Below are 18,365 nucleotides of genomic sequence, written 5' to 3' on the forward strand. Positions count from 1 at the left end.
CCTTGCGCGACACGAAGCTCTCGCTCATCGCCATGCCCAGCCGATTCCAGTTGATCAGGTCAGCCAGCCGCACCAGCGGATGTTTCAGGTTGATCTGCTCACGCAGGGGCTGCCGGAAGAAATCTCCCTCTGTCACAGGCGTCTTCGGACCCATCCGCACCTCGTCAGGATTTGCAGGATTTCGGCATCAATATGCCAGGTCTCTGCAAATCCCACAATGCTATTTCGGCCTCGGAGCCTTGCCGCATAAGCCTTCGCGGATTGTTCAAGGCCGACTCTTTAACGTGACCGGGAGCCGCGACAGTGTCGCGTATCCGGGCAGTGCGAATTTTTCTCCAGCGACGCAAGGCTGGACCCCCGAGATATTCTGGATTCCTGTCCAGAATATCCGGATCGGTCTGCAATACACACACTTCACGAAGTATCTTGGCGCGCGTTCGAATTACGACGGACTCGGGCGCAATGCGAGCGACAACGACACGCTGTTTGTTTACCTCTGGGCGGCGTATTGGTGACGTGTCTTGCCGCGCTTTCTTTCAGACTGAAGCAGCATCGCTCATGGCTTTATTCCCGTCGCTGGCCATCCAGGGGGATCTGTGAAAACCATGCCATATCTTAGTCCGGGAAAATTCAGGGGATGTCGTCTTGATCCTGGCAAAGTGAAAGGGGTGTCACGATGGATCCTGCTCGCCACATTGCTGACCGACGCCGGTTGTCACGACATCGAGCATTCCAGGAGGATCGACGATCCCGCAGTTGCGGGCAGGACAATTGCATTGCAGGTGTGCTCGAACTGCCACGGTGTGAACGGCGTTTCCGTGTCGCCCACGTTTCCCAAACTTGCCGGTCAGCAGAGGGAGTATCTGGTCAATCAGTTGACGGACTTCAGGGCCCATCTCCGGTCCGATCCTAACGCGAAAAGATACATGTGGGGATTCACACATCTCAGCGATGCGCAGATTGAACAGCTTGCCGTGTACTTTTCGAGCCGTCCGCCACCAGCGGGCGGCCTCGGAGATCCTCGACTCGTTGATCACGGCAAGACGATTTTCGTGTCCGGTATACCGGACAAGGGTGTGCCGGCATGCAGCGCCTGCCACGGTGCACATGGCGAAGGGGCAGGCGAGTTTCCGCGCCTGGCTGGGCAGCACGCAGACTACATAGAGAAGCAACTGGTGGTCTTTCAGCACGCGGGACAGAGGCCGCGCGGCGAGGTGATGAATGCAATCTGCGTAAACCTGACGGAGCAGGACATGCACGCGGTGGCGGCTTTCCTCGAATCGTCGACGGCTCCAGTTGCGATACCGGCTGATCAGGGTGCCGGCGGGGCGGAATCTGCCCACGAATGACACGATCACGGTGAATGGCAAACAACATGGCGTTATTCCAGTGCGATCACATCGTCCGGTTCGAAGCCCATCGCAAAGCCAGGCGGCGCAATTGAGATAGCACGGCTTTAAGCATCACACAGACGACACAACCCGTCGGGAATAATCGAGGTACCCGTTCGTTTACGCAGGATGTGGGTCGCGCGATGCAATGCAGCGCCGTGGCTGCGCGACTCGTCCTGGCGGCTCAGGTCGTTTGCGCGAGTTGGAGGTGTCAAATGGAAGCTTCGCGATCGTTGTCTGCATTCAGTTCATACACTGGCTTCATCGGGCTGGCGAGAGTAGCACCCGTAATCCGCTTTGTGCGTCGTACAGTGTGTGGAACCGGTCTCCTGGCGTTATCGTTGGGAACTGCCTGGGCCGGTGCGCAGGAGGCGATTCTGCCACCACAGTCCGTGAACGCATCGACGGTTCCAGCCAACGGTGATCTCAATCCGTACGGTATCGCGTTCGTTCCGGTTGGCGTGCCGTCCTGGAGCACACTCCAACCCGGCGATGTGGTGGTATCGAATTTCAATGCGCAGTCGAATCTGCAGGGCACTGGCACGACAATCGTCAAGCTCGTACCTAACAGCAATCCCGTGACCTTCTTCGAAGGACACAACCTCGGCCTCACAACGGCACTTGCAGTTCTAAGAAGCGGCTTCGTGCTGGTGGGTAATGTACCGACTACGGATGGCAAGACCATCGTCGCGCCAGGCTCGCTGCTCGTCATCAATCCGCAGGGCGGCCTTGTCAAGGAACTGAAAGATCCTAACCTACTCGATGGTCCATGGGATCTCGCCGTGATCGACGCGGGGCAATTCGCCAGAGTCTTCGTCTCGGATGTGTTGAATGGAACGGTCGCGCGGATCGATCTCGCGATCAGCGCGAACGGCGTGCAGGTGCTGCCAAGCTCGACCATCATTGCGTCTGGCTACATGCACCGCAGCGATCCAGCTGCACTTGTTGTCGGTCCGACCGGGCTCGCATACGACGCGCAACATGACGTACTCTACGTCGCTTCGACAGGTGACAATGCGGTGTTCGCTGTCTACGGCGCTGCCGCCGCGAATCATAGTGGTGGGGTCGGCCGGATGATTTACCAGGACAACAAACACCTCCACGGGCCGCTTGCACTGGCACTGGCACCGAACGGACATCTCGTTACTGCGAACGGCGACGCAGTCAATCCCGACCCGCAGCAACCGAGTGAGATCGTCGAGTTCACCGTTAACGGAGAATTCGTTGCGCAAATGTCCGTCGACCCTGCGCAGGGCTCGGCGTTCGGTCTTGCATTCGGCTTTGATAGCAAGCACCACCTGCAATTTGCCGCGGTCGACGACACCACAAATTCGGCGACGGTCTGGACATTGCGGTCAGACAATCACTAAGCAAACACAGAACGCCCGCCCAAGCCATCGTTGCTCACTCCGCGCGACGAATGTGTGCATGAGCGCGAACTCCGGTTTGGGCGGGATAGTTATCCACCTCACGCACTCACGCCTGGCACGCGCGGTCGGGCGCTGCGCCTCAGCTGACCGCGTGACGCTAGCCCAATGCGTCGGGGCGGGGCTACCGGGAACATTTTCGTGCGGCCTTCGCGGCTTCACGGAATGCCACATTCCCTTGAATCCGTCGCCGTTCATCTGAACAGGTTGTTTGTCCTGCGCGAAGCGAAAAAGGGACGGCCCTTGCAGGTCCATTGATGCTCGCCGTCACTGACCGTGAGGAGCCACCAGTCGACGCTCGTGCGGCACGTGTGTTTCGGACTGCGTCGGCCCTTGCTGGCGATCAGCTTGTGGCGGATCCGATAGGGCCACCATCCTTTGTACCCGTGCACCGAACGCGGCAGTGGGGCAACCAGGCACCCATGGTTGCCGCACGTAATCAGGTCGCGCGGGATGCTCAAAAGTTGACTTGTAGATAGCGCTACGTACAAGTAGCATAGTCTACATGGAAACATTGTCGACCTGGTCAGTTCTCGTACTGACGCTGCCCACCGAAAACGCGACCGCACGCATGCGCTTCTGGCGCGCACTCAAGGCGAGGGGGTGCGCCGTGCTGCGCGACGGCATCTATCTGTTGCCGTACACGGAAGAGCGCGAGCGGATGCTGCGCGAGCTTTCGGTTGCGATTGGCGAGAGCGGCGGCACGGCTCACCTGCTGCGTGCGCCCAGCCTGGACGCGTCGCAGGAAGCGGAATTTCGCGCGCTGTTTGATCGCGCCGACGAATACGACAGCCTCATCCGCACGCTAGCCGATGCCCGCAAGACAGTTTCGGGCCAGTCCGCCGCCGAGTTGACAAAGGTGTTGCGGCGCTTGCGCAAGGATTACGAAACAGTCGTCGGAATCGACTTCTTCCCGGGCGAAACGGCCACGCGTGCCGAAGCCGCCTGGCAGGATTTTGTGTCGCACGTCGACACGGTTTTGTCGCCTGGCGAGCCGCATGCGGCAAACCGCGCAATCCGCTCGTTATCCGTTGAGGACTATCAGGGGCGGACCTGGGCGACCCGCAGGCGCATGTGGGTCGACCGGGTGGCGAGCGCATGGGTGATTCGTCGTTTCATCGACCGCGACGCCCGCTTCATCTGGCTGACGTCGCCCGACGCCTGTCCCGCCGACGCGCTCGGCTTCGATTTCGACGGCGCCAGCTTTACCCATGTGGGAGAACGCGTCACGTTCGAAGTGCTGCTGGCGAGCTTCGGCCTGGACTCGGACCCGGCGCTTCTGCGGCTCGGCGCGATGGTTCACGCGCTCGACGTGGGCGGTGCGAGCGTGCCGGAAGCCATCGGGTTCGAAGCAATTATGGCCGGCACCCGGGAGCGTGCACCAGACGACGACCAGCTACTCGCCGCGATGAGCCCGGTGCTCGACTCGATGTACACGCATTTCGTGGCCAGCGAAAAAGGCGGCGACACGGGACGGCGTCCATGAGCACGACGACCGCACACGTGCCCGGCTACACGCTTGGCCAGATGGCGCTCTATATGCTGAAGCTCGGTACGGTCGGGTTCGGTGGACCGGTAGCGCTCGTCGGCTACATGCGCCGCGATCTGGTCGAGCAGCGCGGCTGGATTACGGACGCGGACTACCGCGAAGGGCTGGCACTCGCGCAGATGATGCCCGGCCCGCTTGCCGCGCAGCTCGGCATCTATCTCGGCTTTGTGCACTACCGTCTTCTGGGTGCGACGGTCGCGGGGCTCGCCTTCGTGCTGCCTTCGTTCCTGATGGTCGTCGCGCTAGGCTGGGCCTACGCGCATTTCGGTGGGCTGTCGTGGATGCAGGCGGTTTTCTATGGCGTAGGTGCGGCGGTAGTCGGCATCATCGCGATGAGCGCGTACAAGCTGACAACAAAGACGCTCGGCTCAGACCGGCTGCTCTGGATCATCTACCTGAGCCTCGCGGTAGTGACGGTTGCCACAGAGTCCGAAATCGCGTGGCTCTTCATCACGGGCGGCGTCGTCAACTGGCTGCGCCGGTCGCCGCCTCGATGGCTGGGTAAAGGCGGGCTCAACGCGTTAGCAGTGACCCAGGCGCCTGCACTTGCTGGTGTCTTCAGCGGACTGGATCTCCCGTTGCTCGGCCAGATTGGTCTTTTCTTCACGAAGGCGGGTGCGTTCGTGTTCGGCTCGGGTCTGGCGATCGTGCCGTTTCTCTACGGCGGCGTCGTGACCGAGCACCACTGGCTCAACGACAAACAGTTCGTCGATGCAGTGGCCGTCGCGATGATTACGCCGGGGCCGGTCGTCATCACCGTAGGTTTCATCGGCTATCTGGTTGCGGGACTGGCCGGTGCCTGCGTCGCCGCGCTCGGCACCTTTCTGCCGTGTTACCTGTTCACTGTGTTGCCCGCACCGTACTTCAAGAAGTATGGGCGGCTGCCTGCTGTGAAGGCGTTTGTCGATGGCATTACCGCTGCTGCCGTAGGGGCAATTACCGGTTCGGTCGTCGTCATTGCCAGGCGTTCGGTCATCGACTGGCCAACCGCGCTGATCGCACTCGCAGCCGTGCTGCTGCTGTGGCGCTTCAGGAAACTTCCAGAGCCCGTGATCGTCGTCGCAGCCGCTCTGATTGGCCTTGCCCTCTATCCGCTTCTCCATCTGCACGCCTGGTAACCACCGTGCGGGATAACTGCGAGGATTGCACATGAAATCGCGACGTACCTTTCTGCACGATTCTGCCGCTGTCGGTGCAGGCATGATGCTGGCTCAGGTGCAAATGGTCCGGGCGGCCAGCGTACCGGGCTATGTCGACAGACTCGTCAATGCGGACGGCAAGTATGCTGCCTCACCACTGCCGTTTGCCTTTGATGCGCTCGAGCCGGTCATTGATGCCCGCACGGTGGAACTCCACTACAACTTCCATCACAAGCCCGCCGCCGCAGCAGCGAACAAGGCAGAGGAGGGGCTCGCCAGGGCACGCGAGACCGGCGACTTCGCGCTGGTGAAGTTCCATTCCAAGGAACTGGCCTATCAGCTGTCCAGCCACATCCTGCACACGATTTACTGGACAAGCATTTCGGGCAAGGGTGGTGAGCCGAAGGGTGATCTGGCAAAAGTGATCGAGAGCAACTTTGGCTCGTACGAGAAGTTCAAGGCGCAGCTCATTGCAGCGACCATTGCTACGGAAGTGGGGCATCGTCGGATACCTCCCGGCGACGGGAAAGCTCATGATCCTCCAGTGCGAGAACCACCAGAAACTCACGGCCTGGGGCATCCAGCCGATCCTGGTCCTCGATGTTTTCGAGCATGCCTACTACCTGAAGTATCAGAACCGCCGCAACGAGTATGTCAACCAGCTATTGAGCATCATCAACTGGGATAACGCTGCAATGAGACTACAGGCGGCGATGCCGTCACGCGCCTCAGCCTGATGCCCGCGTGCGGGAAGCAAGCGTGTGGCGTAACGTCGAGGCGAAAAACAGGGTATTGCGATGACTCCGGCCAGGGCGGCACTGTCGATCCTGCTCCCGCCTGCGGGCGTGGACCGAAGCGCGTGGCTGCTGCTCGCCGCGCGGAGTCTGCGCGGAATCTGCGACGGCTTTGTCGCCGTGCTGCTGCCAGCCTATCTTCTGTCGCTTGGTTTCGGGAAACTCACGGTTGGCCTGATCGGCACCGCCACACTGCTCGGCTCGGCCGCTGCGACGATTGTTGTCGGCCTGCTGGGTAGCCGTTACCCGCAGCGTGCACTGCTGCTCTTCGCTGCAGCCCTGATGGCGGCAACCGGTCTGGCGTTTGGTTTCCTGTCGTCACTATGGCCGCTGCTCGTGGTGGCGTTTGTCGGCACTCTCAACCCGAGTTCGGATGACGTCAGCCTCTTTTTACCGCTCGAGCACGCGCGCCTTGCGGAATCAGCGAAGGGCGACACCCGAACTGCGCTCTTCGCGCGCTACAGCCTCGTGGGCGGGCTCTCGGCGGCACTCGGCGCGCTGCTCGCCGGGCTCCCGGACTGGCTTGCGGCGCATGCTGGCGTTTCCGCGCTCTTCGCCATGCGCGCGATGTTCATCGTCTACGCAATAACGGGCTTCGTCGTCTTCCTGCTGTATCTCCGGCTGCCAAAGCGGAAGGCGCACGCGGCAACTGCCCGGGCGCCGCTCGGCCCGTCGCGCGCGATCGTCACACGTCTCGCGTTGCTGTTCAGCGTGGACGCGTTTGCAGGCGGACTGCTCGTGAACTCGCTGCTGACGCTGTGGCTGATCCAGCGCTTTGGCCTTTCGCTCGCGTCAGCAGGACAGTTCTTTTTCTGGTCGGGGCTGCTCAGTGCAGGCTCACAACTGGCCGCCGCACCGATCGCGCGAAGGATCGGCCTGCTCAACACCATGGTGTTCACTCACATTCCGTCGAGTGTGTGCCTCATCGCCGCCGCCTTCGCGCCATCGTTGCCGCTAACCCTGGTGCTGTTGCTCGCGCGCAGTGCGCTGTCGCAGCTCGATGTGCCGACCCGGAGTGCCTATGTAATGGCGGTGGTGACACCGCCCGAACGACCGGCGGCTGCGAGCTTTACGGCGGTGCCGCGAAGTCTCGCGGCGGCGGTCGCGCCGACGATCGCTGGTGGCTTGCTCGGAGCGGGATGGCTCGGCGCGCCGCTGATCGCTTGCGGCACACTCAAGATTGCCTACGATCTCGCGGTGCTCGCCGCTTTCCGTCATATCCGGCCGGACGGAGGATCATCGTGAAATGTCAACGCGCAAACCATCGCTTCGGGGCGCCGCTCGTCGGCGTGCTTTTCGCAATCGTGACTGTGGCCGGTAGCGTTGCCAGTTGTGTTGCACATGGAGCGGATGATGCAGTAACCGGCAATCTGCCACTGAAGCAGGTGGAGGACGTTCCGCTGCCTGGTCGATCGTCACGCTTCGACTATGAAAGCTATGACCCTAGCCGGCACCTGCTGTTCATCGCGCACCTGGGGGACAGTGAAGTCCTGGTTCTCGACACAGTCGCGTCCCGCGTCGTCGCACGCATACCCGGCATCTCATCAGTGCATGGCCTGCTGGTCGTGCCCGAACTGTCGCGCGTATATGCGTCGGCAACCGGCACAAACGAGGTTGTCGCGATCGATGAGCGCACGCTGAAAATCATCGCTCGGGCGCCCGGCGGCATCTATCCGGACGGCATGGCGTACGCGCCCGATGCACACAGACTGTTCGTTTCAGATGAGACCGGAGAAACGGAGACGGTGATCGATGTTCCGGGCAACCGTCGAATTGCGACAATTCCACTCGACGGGGAAGTGGGCAATTCGCAATACGATCCGGTTTCGCGACACATCTTCGTCAACGTGCAGACGCGACGCCAGTTGGTGGAGATTGATCCAACTACCAACACGATTGTTTCCCGTACCGATCTGCCGGGCGCGAAAGGCAATCACGGACTGCTGATTGTCCCGGAATTGCACCTCGCGCTGATAGCCTGTGAGGACAACGATCGCCTGCTGGTACTCGACATGCACACGATGAAGGTTGTCTCGGCGTTCGATACCGGCGGCGAGCCGGATGTCCTGGCGTTCGATCCCGCATTGCACACGGTCTTCGTGGCTGGCGAGGCAGGCGTCGTGTCGATGTTCAGCGTCGACGCGTCCCGTGTGTCGAAGATTGGCGACGGGCGCGTGGGACCGAATGCACACGTTGTCAGTCTCGATGCGGCGACGCACCGGGCGTACTTTCCGCTGAAGGACGTCGGCGGGCATCCCGTCCTGCGGATCATGGCACCGCGATAGGGGCGCGCCTGGTCAGTCCTGTTTCGACGCTTGCGGCGCTTCACGTCCCAGCTTTGCCTGCCGCCGGGATTTTTCATTGAGGATCTGATGACGCCTGTGGTCCGTCATTTTTTTCCAGCCGCGGGCTTCCTCACGCGTCCGGTAGCAGCCAGTGCAGAGTCCGGTCTTGCCATCGAACGCGCATAGGTCGATGCAGGGAGATTTGACTGCCATGGCTCAGGCTACGGCCCGGTTGGGATTCACTTCGACCGTCACATGCGACAGTCCCTTGAACCGCTTTAGCGCCGCGTGATAGAAACCCGGGTTGCGCTGTGCTTCACCTGTGGCGACCGAAACGACGGCGCTCATGTGCCCTGGGCCTACGCGCCACACATGCAGGTCAAGCACGGTGTCGCCGTTGTCTTCGATGACGTGGCGGACGTTCTCGGCCATGCAGCGGTCCGTGTTCATGTCGAGCAGGATGCCACCCGTATCGCGCATGAGACCCCACGACCAGTTTGCGATGACAAGCGCGCCAACTATGCCTGCAAGCGGGTCCATCCAGACCCAGCCAAACGCGCGGGCCAGCAACAGGCCGATGATGGCCAGCACGGAAACTGCAGCGTCTGCAATCACGTGAATGTAGGCTGAGCGGATGTTGTGGTCGCGATTCGCGGCAGCCTGCGCGTCGACGTGGTCGTGCTCATGTTCTTCGAACTCGATTGAATGCTCGCCATCAGGCAGGCGGACGACGGCCTTGAAGGCATGCGGCTCGGGAATGTCGTCCTTCGACTCGAGATAGCCGCCGCGATCGATAAATGCGAAGGTTTGCTGCGCGCCATCGGGGCGGATTGTCGTCACTGAAACAACATCGGCGCCAAGATTCGAAGCAGCCATTTCTGGCTTGATACGGAAGACGGGCGGCACGCCATCTTCGAAGATCGAAACGGCAAAGACGCCGGCGCTACCGAAGATGCGTTGCACCTCTTCTTCGTGGCCGTGGTCGTCTTCATGCCCATGCGCGTGGCCATGAGCGTGCCCGTGACTATGTCCGTGGCTGTGCCCGTGATGATCGCCGCTTAGCAGCCAGACGCTCGCCAGATTGACCAACAGGCCAAGCACCGCGATGGGGATCGCCTGGCCGAAGTGGATCGGCACCGGCGAGAGAAAGCGCGAAACGGCCTCGTACCCGATCAGCAGCGCAATCATCGCGAGCACGATGGCGCTGGTAAAGCCTGCGAGGTCTCCGAGCTTGCCGGTCCCGAATACGAAGCGCGGGTCGGCCGCGTGCCGGCGTGCGTAGGTATACGCCAAAGCAGCGATCAGCATTGCGCCGGCGTGCGTCGACATGTGGAGTCCATCGGCGACGAGTGCGAGCGAGCCAAAAAGACTGCCGCCGACAATTTCAGCCACCATCATCGCGCTGCACAGCGCGATCACCATCCAGGTTCTGCGCTCGTTCTCTTCGTGGGCTGCGCCCAGAAAGATGTGATCGTGTCCCGCCCCGAAAGCGGCGTTCTCGAATTGACTCATGTTTCTCTCACTTGAAGTAGCTGTGCACTACTTCGATCAGTTGCTCCGTGCCGCTGCCGTTCTCGTCGTCGTGCGGCTCTGCGTCGACGAGGTGCGTACGGATATGGTCTTCAAGAACCACCGCGAGCAGGCCGTTCATCGCGCCACGGCTACTCGTAATGAGCTGCAGCACGTCCATGCAACCGCGCTCTTCCTCGAGCGCACGCTCGATGGCCTCGACCTGTCCCTTGATGCGGCGTACCCGGTTGAGCAGTTTCTGTTTTTCGCGAATCGTATGGCTCATGCTCCGCCTCCAGTTATAGCGTAGGGGGGTATATTAACAAAATAGGGTGGAGGGGTATACTAAAATATCCTTGCAGGACACGGCGCGATGCTTTTATAATCGCGGCACTCTTCGGGGAGTAGCCGCTCCAGGCGCGATGTCTGGAGGCGCACGTCAACATACTTGTCCGCTAACTGGCGACATGGCGTGTGCAGCGCAAGCCTGGCAAGACCGATGACGTGCATCCCTACCTGGCCGGGTCGCGGGGGTGTGTGTCATCGCGTGTTGACTGCGCGGCCCGGTAACAACAAACCCCATGGAATCCTTCCTCGTATCGACCAGCGTGGTCGCTCTTGCCGAAATTGGCGACAAGACCCAACTGCTCTCCCTCGTTCTTGCGGCGCGTTATCGCAAGCCCATTCCGATCGTGCTCGGTGTCTTCGTGGCGACGCTGGTCAATCACGGATTTTCGGGTGCGCTGGGAGCGTGGCTCGCAAACGTCATTAATCCCCATGTCATGAACTGGGCCGTTGTCGCGTCGTTCGCGCTGATGGCCATCTGGATTCTGATTCCTGACAAGCTTGACGAGGCCGATGCCGTTACGAAGGGGCACATGGGCGTGTTCGGCACGACGGTAGTGACGTTCTTTCTCGCGGAAATGGGCGACAAGACGCAGGTTGTCACGGTTGCCCTGGCCGCCCGCTTTCACGAGTTCCTTGGAGTCGTTGCCGGGACGACGCTGGGTATGATGCTCGCCAACGTTCCGGTCATTTACCTCGGGCACAAGTTTGCCGATCGCCTGCCGACGAAGGCGGTACACGCCGTGGCGGCCATTATTTTTGTCGTCCTGGGAGGTTTTGCACTCAGAACAGCGCTGTATCCGGACGCTCACCCGATGTTCTGACCTACCGAAGCATGTGATCGGCCTGAGGCGCAAAATGACGGGTCAGTGACCGCTTTCAAAGGACAAGCGGTCTTTTGAATGGCTCATCACTGACCTAAGCGGATGCCAGGATATGGCCGACTTGCCCGCCCGATGGGGGGGCGAAGTCGACCCCTAGGAGCCAATCGCCAACGCACTGTCATGGTCTGCTTTGGAATCGACAGAAGTCATCGCGTGCGTCAAAGCTTGGTCGTAAGTGCTCCGCGACGCCTAGGGATGGTATTCAGAACTCGTTTTGCAGCACTGAGCCATCAACATAGAGCCGATGCGGTGCAAGCGGTGCGGCACCTGGCTCGAATGCAGCGCGACGTTCGGCACAAAGAAGGCGTCGATTGCCTGCCCGCGCGGACGGCTTTTTGCGCTCACGCAATGGCCTCACGCGTCAGTTGTCCACGCATCATCCATAGGTTGCTCGGGGCGCACATCGTATGCAGTTGCTGCGTGTTCTTCATTGGCCGCGATAGCGCACCTTTAGATGCCACCGTGCGCGGCGATGAACATGGCGACGGCCGACCGGCAATAGGATTCGATTTCGTTGTCGTCCTTTGCTCTCGCCTCGTCGAAGCGTGCGATAAGCAGCAGATCGGAGCCTTTGAAAAGCGCTGCAAACAAGCGGGCGCCCCGGAGAGCATCGGGTACGTTCAGAATCGCTTTCGCGTGCAACTGACGCAACACGGCCTCGATTTGGGCGATGACATGGGCGGGCCCGGCTTCGTAATGGAGCTTGCTTAACGCCTTTTGATTCGTCTTGTCGGCCAAAACCATGGCTTCGACAGTGCGGACGTCCGGGCTCAACAGCGTGCGAAGCAGGGATGATCCCACCGCCATGAGCTGATCTTCGGCCGAACCGTCGACGCCTTCAGAAAGGGCCTGCGGTGCAAATTGATCGCAGCGGGCCACCATGGCCGCGCTGAACAGCGCCTCCTTGTTCTCGAAGTGCCGATAGATGCTGAGCTTGGATATCTTCGCGCGCTGGGCGACCTTATCCATGGTCGTCGCTTGAAAACCCAATTCCACAAAGAGTTCGCAGGCAGCGTCGACGATCGTTTGGCGAAGCGCCTCGTTGGCGGGCCGGCCGCGCCGGCCCTGGCTATTTTCGGTCACGACAATTCCGGTACTTGACAGTATTCAAATTAGTGAATTACGATACCACGCAGTATCGAAATGTGCAAGCCAAGGGTAGGCGATATCGCCGGCGGCCCGGGGAAACCTCATTTGGACGCCGGACGATATTGCACACCACGCCCAGCCCACCCCTCCATCCACAACACGGAGCCCATCAGCATGGATGACGCCATCATCATCGGAGGCAGCTTTGCCGGCCTCGCCGCCGCCCTGCAGCTCGGCCGTGCCCGCCGCAAGGTCACCGTTCTCGATACCGGCCGGCCGCGCAACCGCTTTGCCGGCCACTCGCACGGCTTGCTCGGCCACGATCACAAGCCGCCGCTGGACATCCTCGTCGAGGCGCGGCAGCAGCTGGCGCGCTATCCAACGATCAGCCTGGTCAATGCCCGGGCCGAGAGCGTGTCTGGCGCCATCGACGACTTCTGCGTCGTCACTGACGATCACGAAAGCCTAAGCGCGCGCCGCCTGATCCTGAGCTATGGCGTCGCCGACCAGATGCCTGATGTTCCGGGCTTTGCCGAAAGCTGGGGCACGTCCATCGTGCCCTGCCCCTATTGCGACGGCTTTGAAGTCGCCGGCCAGCATTGGGGCCTCGTTTGGTCCAGCCCGCAGTCGTACCAGTCTGCCAGGCTGTTCCGCGATTGGACTGACAGGTTGACTATCTTCACCGATGGTCATGACATTGCGCCCGATATCCAGGCCGATCTGGCGCGCCGCAACATACCTCTCGTCGATGGCCGGATCGTCGAGATCGCCCACCAGAACGGCCATATCACCACCGTCAATCTCGATACCCGCCGCAACGTCGCGGTCGACGTCCTGTTCGCCCAGCCGCGCAATAAGCCAGCTGCAAGCCTGCATGAATCGCTGGGTCTCGCCACGGTCGATACGCCCACCGGCATCGTCCTCAAGGTCGACGAGCGCCGCCAAACCAGCATGCCCGGAATCTACGCCGCTGGCGACCTCGCCACACCCTTCTTGCCCTCGGTCACCCAGGCATCATCGCAGGGCGCGATGGCGGGCATCTTCGCCCAGCAGTCGATGGTGGTTTGAGAGCACAGATTCCATCCCGGGGGAGATCGACTACGCGCTTCTGGATGCGGCGGCCGAACAGGTTCGCGAAAGCGTCGCCGATCGAAAGGATAGGCGGGTGCTCCGATTGAGAATGTGGCTGAGCCCCATTCGCTGATCAAATAGTTGAGGAAGAGAACAATGTCGAAAGAACCAATGAACAGCTTCGCTGGAAAATGGGCTCTGATCACCGGGGCGTCGAGTGGCCTCGGCCTTGAATTCGCAGATCTACTGGCTGCGCAGAAAGTCAATCTCGTATTGGCGGCCCGACGGCAGGAGTCGATGGAAAAGCTTGCCCGCGATCTCCGCCGCAAATACGGGGTGCATGTGCTGGTCGAGGCGATCGATCTTGCCTCGCCGGACGCGGCCAGCCGCTTGAAATGCAGTCTCGACGCGAGGTCGGTGACCGTCGACATCTTGTTGAACAATGCCGGATACGGCTTGCACGGCGACTTATTGGAAACGCCGATCGAGCGCACCGCGAACATGATCCAGCTCAACATCACGACGCTCACGGAGCTGACCTATCTCTTCGGCCGCGATATGGCCAAGCGGCGATCTGGACACATCCTTCTCGTCGCTAGCCTCATGGCCTTCCAAGCGGTTCCCAGCTACGCGGCCTACGCAGCAACCAAGGCATATGTACTCGCGCTTGGCGAGGCCGTGCACGACGAACTGCGCCCGCATGGCGTGGTTGTTACCACTCTCTGCCCGGGGCACACTGCGACGGGCTTCGATGAGGCAGCCGGCGCAACCACGTCGGCCTTGCTGCGCCTCCTCACCATGAAACCTCGTCCGGTCGCCGTGAGCGGTGTTCGGGCGTTGTTGCAAGGAAAGGCTATGGTGGTCGCCGGCCTGTCGAACAAGATGGCAGCCTTTTCAAATCGTCTGACGCCGCGATCAATACAAAGGGCCACGTTGAAAAGAATAGTGGACGCTTAACGCCTGGAGCGCTGGCGTGTGGGGTTCCTCGAACAAGCGGGGGCTCTGACTGCGATGCGCGCTTTGGCATCGGTTCGGCTGCCCTTTGCCTAGAACAGAGGGGAGCTAGTTGAGAACGAATCGGAACGAGGAGATGACATGGCAGACCAAAATGCCTATCAGGTCGGCGACTGGAATGGTCAAAGCGGGGAGCGCTGGGTCGCCAACCAGACCCGGCTTGACGCCATGGTGGCGGTGTTCGGCCAGGCCGCGATAGAAGCCGCCTCGCCCATGACGGGTGAGCGCGTGCTGGACGTCGGCTGCGGCGCGGGCGCGTCGAGTCTGGCTCTGGCCGCCCGCGTCGGCGCGGGGGGGCAGGTGCTGGGCGTGGACATATCCGAACCGCTGATCGGCCGGGCGCGCGCGCTTGCACCACAGGATACGCCGGTCCTGTTCCAGGTGGCCGACGCCAGCAGCGCGGAGCTGCCCGAGGGCGCGTTCGACGTCCTGTTCTCGCGCTTCGGGGTGATGTTCTTCGACGATCCGACAGCGGCGTTCGTCCATTTGCGACGCGCGCTGCGGCCGGGCGGGCGGGTCGCTTTCGTCTGCTGGCGCGGCGCGGCCGAGAACGATTGGGTGCGCCTGCCGATGGGCGCACTCAAGGGCATCGTCCCGCCGAGCGCGCTGCCCGATCCCGAAGCGCCCGGCCCATTCTCGTTCGGCGACCGGGGTCGCGTGGCACGCATCCTGACGGCGGCCGGCTTCACCGATATCGCTATCGCGCCCTTCGATGCTTCCGTCCCGTTCGGCGAGGGCGGGACGCGGGACGCTGCGATCGACGACGCGGTGAAGATGACGCTCGAGGTCGGCCCGCTGTCGCGCTCGCTCGCTGATAAGCCTGACGACATCCGCGCGCGCGCCTCGGCCGCGGTTCGTGCCGCCTTCGCGGGCCTCCCCGGCGAACGGTCGGTGATGATCAACGGCGCAGCGTGGATCGTCATGGCACGCAATCCGGCAAGCTGACAGGGATTAACAGGGGAGACGCCTCCGCTCGGTGGAGCGGGGCGTCTTTGGCCGCTCAGATAGTCAGGGGCCGTTCTGAGGAGGCGAGCCGACGTTCGTAGAGTCGGCACGAAGGGCCCTTATTGGCCGGCAAGCGTCCGCTCGCCGGCCATCTCGCCGTCAGACCTCGGTCTGCTCCGCCATCTCGAGGGCATCGTCGACTTCAATGCCGAGGTAGCGCACTGTACTTTCCAGCTTGGCATGTCCGAGCAGTAGCTGCACAGCCCGAAGGTTCTTCGTTCGCCGGTAGATCAACGAAGCCTTGGTGCGGCGCATGGTGTGGGTGCCGTACGCCGAATCGTCGAGTCCGATCGATGCAATCCACCGATGAACCACTCGAGCATATTGTCGTGTCGACAGATGCGGCGACGCATGCAATCGGCTTGGGAATAGATAGTCGGTAGACTTCAATCCCCGCGCCCGAATCCATGCCTCAAGGCTCTGACGAGTCTGCTCCGTGATCTCGAACTGAACCGGTCGTTGGGTCTTTTGCTGCATTACCATTGCCCGCGATCCGACGTGGGCGCCCTGGCAGACATCTCGCACTTGCAGCCGCGTCAGTTCGCATGCCCGAAGTTTGCTATCAATTGCGAGATTGAACATAGCCAGCTCGCGAATGTTCGAAGACATCTGGAGCCGGGTGCGAATCGCCCAGATTTCCGGAAGCTTCAACGGCGGCTTCTGGCCGGTGAGTTTGCCCTTGTTCCACGGCACACCGTTGCCTGCGCGACCATTCTGCGTTTCCATGATGATCTCCTTCCGGTTGAAGGGAGATCCAGTGTGCCGTCTCGCAGTGGAAGCAGTGGTCGCTACCCGACCCTCAGCCGTCCTTCGATTCCGCGTACCCTTAGCGGCGGCTTCCAAGGTAAAACGGCCGTTCGCGCAGTCGTGTCGGTCGGCGCGTCCATGGGCGTGTTTGCTTCTCTTTTTGGGGCTGCCTTGCTGCGAAGCGCAGTGGAACAGGGCACTTCAATATGACTCGCAGCGTGCTGCTACTTCGCCGAGGGCTACGCTTCAGTTCGCCATCGAGTCAGCTTTTGGCCTTACTGTACGTCCCTGAACGCTCGGCTACTCGTTATTGAACTCCTCGTAGCGGTCTTCATCGTCTGGTTCTTCGGCGTAGTAATCGACGGGGTCGTAAGTGAGGGTTTTTGTAAACTGGCTGCCAAAGCCCGCAGCATATAATTGGTTGTGGCCCTTGACTGTGAGCGCGCACGCTTTACAGACGAGCTCAGTTGGCAACATCAAACTCCTGACTACCATTTCATCGTTTTCCAGCACGGGCGGCTGCTGTCGGATTTCCTCTCCCATCAGAAGCGCCTTTGAACCGCAGGATGGGCAGTCGATCACGTGGCCAAAAGCGGGATTAGCGGCAATCTTCGCGGCTTTTGCCAGCTCATCTTTTTCGCTCTGGTCTTTGTTTTTCCAGACTTCCATGTGTGCATTGACCAGCTTTTGCACATTCTTTGCCGCTTCGTCGACAACCGCTGCGAGCATCTTCGCTGCTGCGTTTGCTTCATCTTTGCCTACAAAATCTTCGAGTTTCTTTTTCTGGAAAGCTAACAACGCGTTCGCTGCTTCATAGAAGCGGGGGAGCCAGGTGTGATTGGCAAGTTTTGAAAAGGGTAATCCGCCGCTATGCAACTCCTCATTTCGCTTATTGGCCAAGCCTTTGCAAAACGATTCGAGGTCTTTGGTGAAGTTCGGGACGATCTGTTCGCACCGCAACAGCACTTCTGATGTCGGTATCGATTTCGGGACAAAGTTTTTCACTTTGGGTTCAAGACCGAATGCGTAAAGCAGGTTCCGACCGTCCGGGTCAGAGGCTTCAGCCAGAAGTGCAGGATGGACATACGCAAGGGCCGACCGACCCAAAAACTCTAGGGCGAGCGATGCCCAGAAAGGAAACAGGTCGTCTTCCCGTGGCGCTTCAAGAGCCTTGTCTACATACGCGCGTGCTTTACTCCACAATAGATCGTGCGTCCAAAGCGACTGCGGATTTGCATTACTCATAGTTCGATGCCCCCACCATTACTCGTTGAATTGTTCTGTCGCTCGCTGACGGGCTGACTGCCGGCCTCGCGTGCAGCACTCGCCAGTTGTCCAAGATCAATATTTCGTCAGTCGAACGCCAGTTTATCGTAATAGGCTGTTGCGCCAGCAGGCTGCCAAGACTTGCTTCCGCCTCTGCAGCAACTTTAAGGGCAAGTTGGCCCCGCGGCGACATGGTGCAAACGTCCCAACGTATGCCGGACTTGCGGCCGTGCTGGAAGAACATTGAGCAAAGATAAGGCTCACGTACACGGGAAACCCGCCACAGCGCGCGTGCCCACTCGTCGCGCGTAGTTGCGTCAAGTTCCAGCTTGCGACTATCAACTAGCAAGGTGGGCACCGACCCCGCGACCACCGATGCCCGCATAACCAGATAGCGCGGCGGTAACGGCCAATGTGCCATATCGGTATGCAACGGGAATTCACCCCGTCCGTAGAGAGAACTCGTAGTATTCGGCCGCGCGGCTGCCTCGGTTCTCGGTCGCAGCGATTGGACGACCGGCGTCCCCGGGCCTGAGACCGGCGTCCCGAGCAGTTCCGCAACGCCGTTTATGTCTCCAGCCCAAGCTGGATCGTTAAGGAACAGCCATCCTTGCTCGGCAAGGATTCTCTTGTCTGCGGCGCGGAGAGCGGTCACGATAATTGGCGAGAAACAGGGAAGCGATCATTGTATGTCGCCTTGCTTCAGACCCGAGTACCTGCAACTCGATTCATCAAGGCTGTCTGCCCTTGGAACTGCTATGGCTCGACCGGCAGAAGCGGGTCGAGAGTATGCACCCATCGCAGTGAGAGCTGACATTCGTGGTCACGCCGCAGTGGATGGCTGAAGAGC

At 60.8% G+C, this 18,365-nt stretch carries 19 protein-coding genes, 3 pseudogenes and 1 riboswitch; of the genes and pseudogenes, 12 read left to right on the plus strand and 10 right to left on the minus strand.

Annotated features, from left to right (window positions below; genetic code table 11):
• Window positions 1-154 (minus strand): annotated as a pseudogene (locus A3CW_RS52530) (IS5/IS1182 family transposase); the annotation flags it as partial.
• Window positions 155-605: 451 nt separating this feature from the next.
• Between A3CW_RS52530 and A3CW_RS47790 the strand changes: the two are divergent.
• Together A3CW_RS47790 and A3CW_RS0127355 are read left to right on the plus strand one after the other, a co-directional pair.
• Window positions 606-1,349: a c-type cytochrome gene (locus A3CW_RS47790; RefSeq protein WP_081771848.1), complete on the plus strand. Its 744-nt coding sequence runs from the start codon at window positions 606-608 to the stop codon at window positions 1,347-1,349.
• 257 nt (window positions 1,350-1,606) lie between these two features.
• Complete coding sequence (locus tag A3CW_RS0127355; RefSeq protein WP_028206403.1) at window positions 1,607-2,761, plus strand: NHL repeat-containing protein; 1,155 nt, start codon at window positions 1,607-1,609, stop codon at window positions 2,759-2,761.
• Here the strand turns inward: A3CW_RS0127355 and A3CW_RS53955 are convergent.
• Window positions 2,747-3,073, minus strand: coding sequence for a COG4315 family predicted lipoprotein (locus A3CW_RS53955; protein ID WP_245623755.1), 327 nt, complete (start codon window positions 3,071-3,073; stop codon window positions 2,747-2,749). The genes A3CW_RS0127355 and A3CW_RS53955 overlap by 15 nt on opposite strands.
• 250 nt (window positions 3,074-3,323) lie before the next feature.
• Between A3CW_RS53955 and A3CW_RS0127360 the strand changes: the two genes are divergently transcribed.
• The 6 genes and pseudogenes from A3CW_RS0127360 (at window position 3,324) to A3CW_RS0127380 (ending at window position 8,585) form a co-directional block, all read left to right on the plus strand.
• Complete coding sequence (locus A3CW_RS0127360; protein WP_028206404.1) at window positions 3,324-4,304, plus strand: chromate resistance protein ChrB domain-containing protein; 981 nt, start codon at window positions 3,324-3,326, stop codon at window positions 4,302-4,304.
• On the plus strand, window positions 4,301-5,485 hold the full coding sequence (locus A3CW_RS0127365) for a chromate transporter (RefSeq protein ID WP_028206405.1): 1,185 nt from the start codon (window positions 4,301-4,303) through the stop codon (window positions 5,483-5,485). The genes A3CW_RS0127360 and A3CW_RS0127365 overlap by 4 nt, the downstream gene beginning before the upstream one ends.
• 103 nt (window positions 5,486-5,588) lie before the next feature.
• Window positions 5,589-5,828 (plus strand): annotated as a pseudogene (locus A3CW_RS53960) (superoxide dismutase); the annotation flags it as partial.
• Between the two features lie 211 nt (window positions 5,829-6,039).
• A complete protein-coding gene (locus A3CW_RS53965) occupies window positions 6,040-6,243 on the plus strand; it encodes a Fe-Mn family superoxide dismutase (RefSeq protein WP_245623756.1) in 204 nt (67 codons plus the stop codon).
• Between the two features lie 60 nt (window positions 6,244-6,303).
• Window positions 6,304-7,545, plus strand: a complete 1,242-nt coding sequence (locus A3CW_RS0127375) for an MFS transporter (RefSeq protein ID WP_028206406.1) — start codon at window positions 6,304-6,306, stop codon at window positions 7,543-7,545.
• Window positions 7,542-8,585 carry a YncE family protein gene (locus A3CW_RS0127380; RefSeq protein ID WP_028206407.1) on the plus strand — a complete coding sequence of 348 codons (1,044 nt, stop codon included), beginning with the start codon at window positions 7,542-7,544 and terminating at the stop codon, window positions 8,583-8,585. The genes A3CW_RS0127375 and A3CW_RS0127380 overlap by 4 nt, the downstream gene beginning before the upstream one ends.
• A gap of 12 nt (window positions 8,586-8,597) precedes the next feature.
• On the opposite strand, the gene A3CW_RS51260 is transcribed toward A3CW_RS0127380, so the two are convergent.
• Genes A3CW_RS51260 through A3CW_RS0127390 form a run of 3 tightly spaced genes read right to left on the minus strand, consistent with a single transcriptional unit; the run spans window position 8,598 to window position 10,380 of the window.
• Window positions 8,598-8,798 (minus strand): DUF1289 domain-containing protein, encoded by a 201-nt coding sequence (locus A3CW_RS51260; protein ID WP_081771837.1) that lies wholly within the window; start codon window positions 8,796-8,798, stop codon window positions 8,598-8,600.
• Window positions 8,799-8,801: 3 nt separating this feature from the next.
• Window positions 8,802-10,097 (minus strand): CDF family Co(II)/Ni(II) efflux transporter DmeF, encoded by a 1,296-nt coding sequence (gene dmeF, locus A3CW_RS0127385; RefSeq protein ID WP_028206408.1) that lies wholly within the window; start codon window positions 10,095-10,097, stop codon window positions 8,802-8,804.
• A 7-nt stretch (window positions 10,098-10,104) separates the two neighbouring features.
• Window positions 10,105-10,380 (minus strand): metal/formaldehyde-sensitive transcriptional repressor, encoded by a 276-nt coding sequence (locus A3CW_RS0127390; protein ID WP_028206409.1) that lies wholly within the window; start codon window positions 10,378-10,380, stop codon window positions 10,105-10,107.
• A 101-nt stretch (window positions 10,381-10,481) separates the two neighbouring features.
• A riboswitch (yybP-ykoY riboswitch) is annotated at window positions 10,482-10,657 on the plus strand.
• 18 nt (window positions 10,658-10,675) lie between these two features.
• Here A3CW_RS0127390 and A3CW_RS47800 point away from each other — a divergent pair.
• Window positions 10,676-11,263 carry a TMEM165/GDT1 family protein gene (locus A3CW_RS47800; protein ID WP_035514127.1) on the plus strand — a complete coding sequence of 196 codons (588 nt, stop codon included), beginning with the start codon at window positions 10,676-10,678 and terminating at the stop codon, window positions 11,261-11,263.
• Window positions 11,264-11,664: 401 nt separating this feature from the next.
• On the opposite strand, the pseudogene A3CW_RS52540 reads toward A3CW_RS47800, so the two are convergent.
• Together A3CW_RS52540 and A3CW_RS0127400 are read right to left on the minus strand one after the other, a co-directional pair.
• A pseudogene (locus A3CW_RS52540) lies at window positions 11,665-11,786 on the minus strand (IS5/IS1182 family transposase); the annotation flags it as partial.
• Complete coding sequence (locus A3CW_RS0127400) at window positions 11,774-12,406, minus strand: TetR/AcrR family transcriptional regulator (RefSeq protein WP_028206410.1); 633 nt, start codon at window positions 12,404-12,406, stop codon at window positions 11,774-11,776. The pseudogene A3CW_RS52540 and the gene A3CW_RS0127400, both read right to left, overlap by 13 nt.
• A 180-nt stretch (window positions 12,407-12,586) precedes the next feature.
• On the opposite strand from A3CW_RS0127400, the gene A3CW_RS0127405 reads away from it, so the two are divergent.
• From A3CW_RS0127405 to A3CW_RS0127415, 3 genes are all read left to right on the plus strand, one after another.
• Window positions 12,587-13,480: an NAD(P)/FAD-dependent oxidoreductase gene (locus tag A3CW_RS0127405; RefSeq protein WP_028206411.1), complete on the plus strand. Its 894-nt coding sequence runs from the start codon at window positions 12,587-12,589 to the stop codon at window positions 13,478-13,480.
• Between the two features lie 174 nt (window positions 13,481-13,654).
• Window positions 13,655-14,440, plus strand: coding sequence for an SDR family NAD(P)-dependent oxidoreductase (locus A3CW_RS0127410; protein WP_211254089.1), 786 nt, complete (start codon window positions 13,655-13,657; stop codon window positions 14,438-14,440).
• A gap of 138 nt (window positions 14,441-14,578) precedes the next feature.
• The gene (locus tag A3CW_RS0127415; protein ID WP_028206413.1) at window positions 14,579-15,442 is read left to right on the plus strand and encodes a class I SAM-dependent methyltransferase; all 864 of its coding nucleotides are present in this window, start codon (window positions 14,579-14,581) and stop codon (window positions 15,440-15,442) included.
• A 159-nt stretch (window positions 15,443-15,601) separates the two neighbouring features.
• On the opposite strand, the gene A3CW_RS0127420 is transcribed toward A3CW_RS0127415, so the two are convergent.
• The 3 genes from A3CW_RS0127420 to A3CW_RS54585 form a co-directional block, all read right to left on the minus strand.
• Window positions 15,602-16,228, minus strand: coding sequence for a tyrosine-type recombinase/integrase (locus tag A3CW_RS0127420; protein ID WP_028206414.1), 627 nt, complete (start codon window positions 16,226-16,228; stop codon window positions 15,602-15,604).
• A gap of 321 nt (window positions 16,229-16,549) precedes the next feature.
• Complete coding sequence (locus tag A3CW_RS0127425) at window positions 16,550-17,494, minus strand: hypothetical protein (protein WP_028206415.1); 945 nt, start codon at window positions 17,492-17,494, stop codon at window positions 16,550-16,552.
• A complete protein-coding gene (locus A3CW_RS54585; RefSeq protein ID WP_407669772.1) occupies window positions 17,487-18,170 on the minus strand; it encodes a TauD/TfdA dioxygenase family protein in 684 nt (227 codons plus the stop codon). The genes A3CW_RS0127425 and A3CW_RS54585 overlap by 8 nt, the downstream gene beginning before the upstream one ends.
• Window positions 18,171-18,365 lie beyond the last annotated feature (195 nt).

Origin of the sequence: Paraburkholderia nodosa DSM 21604 (assembly GCF_000519185.1) — a bacterium.
Lineage (GTDB): Bacteria > Pseudomonadota > Gammaproteobacteria > Burkholderiales > Burkholderiaceae > Paraburkholderia > Paraburkholderia nodosa.

Coding starts and splice junctions, on each gene's coding strand:
- A3CW_RS47790 (WP_081771848.1), top strand. CDS start 606: ATGCCATATCTTAGTCCGGGAAAATTCAGGGGATGTCGTCTTGATCCT.
- A3CW_RS0127355 (WP_028206403.1), top strand. CDS start 1,607: ATGGAAGCTTCGCGATCGTTGTCTGCATTCAGTTCATACACTGGCTTC.
- A3CW_RS53955 (WP_245623755.1), bottom strand. CDS start 3,073: ATGGACCTGCAAGGGCCGTCCCTTTTTCGCTTCGCGCAGGACAAACAA.
- A3CW_RS0127360 (WP_028206404.1), top strand. CDS start 3,324: ATGGAAACATTGTCGACCTGGTCAGTTCTCGTACTGACGCTGCCCACC.
- A3CW_RS0127365 (WP_028206405.1), top strand. CDS start 4,301: ATGAGCACGACGACCGCACACGTGCCCGGCTACACGCTTGGCCAGATG.
- A3CW_RS53965 (WP_245623756.1), top strand. CDS start 6,040: ATGATCCTCCAGTGCGAGAACCACCAGAAACTCACGGCCTGGGGCATC.
- A3CW_RS0127375 (WP_028206406.1), top strand. CDS start 6,304: ATGACTCCGGCCAGGGCGGCACTGTCGATCCTGCTCCCGCCTGCGGGC.
- A3CW_RS51260 (WP_081771837.1), bottom strand. CDS start 8,798: ATGGCAGTCAAATCTCCCTGCATCGACCTATGCGCGTTCGATGGCAAG.
- dmeF (WP_028206408.1), bottom strand. CDS start 10,097: ATGAGTCAATTCGAGAACGCCGCTTTCGGGGCGGGACACGATCACATC.
- A3CW_RS0127390 (WP_028206409.1), bottom strand. CDS start 10,380: ATGAGCCATACGATTCGCGAAAAACAGAAACTGCTCAACCGGGTACGC.
- A3CW_RS47800 (WP_035514127.1), top strand. CDS start 10,676: ATGGAATCCTTCCTCGTATCGACCAGCGTGGTCGCTCTTGCCGAAATT.
- A3CW_RS0127405 (WP_028206411.1), top strand. CDS start 12,587: ATGGATGACGCCATCATCATCGGAGGCAGCTTTGCCGGCCTCGCCGCC.
- A3CW_RS0127410 (WP_211254089.1), top strand. CDS start 13,655: ATGAACAGCTTCGCTGGAAAATGGGCTCTGATCACCGGGGCGTCGAGT.
- A3CW_RS0127415 (WP_028206413.1), top strand. CDS start 14,579: ATGGCAGACCAAAATGCCTATCAGGTCGGCGACTGGAATGGTCAAAGC.
- A3CW_RS0127420 (WP_028206414.1), bottom strand. CDS start 16,228: ATGGAAACGCAGAATGGTCGCGCAGGCAACGGTGTGCCGTGGAACAAG.
- A3CW_RS0127425 (WP_028206415.1), bottom strand. CDS start 17,494: ATGAGTAATGCAAATCCGCAGTCGCTTTGGACGCACGATCTATTGTGG.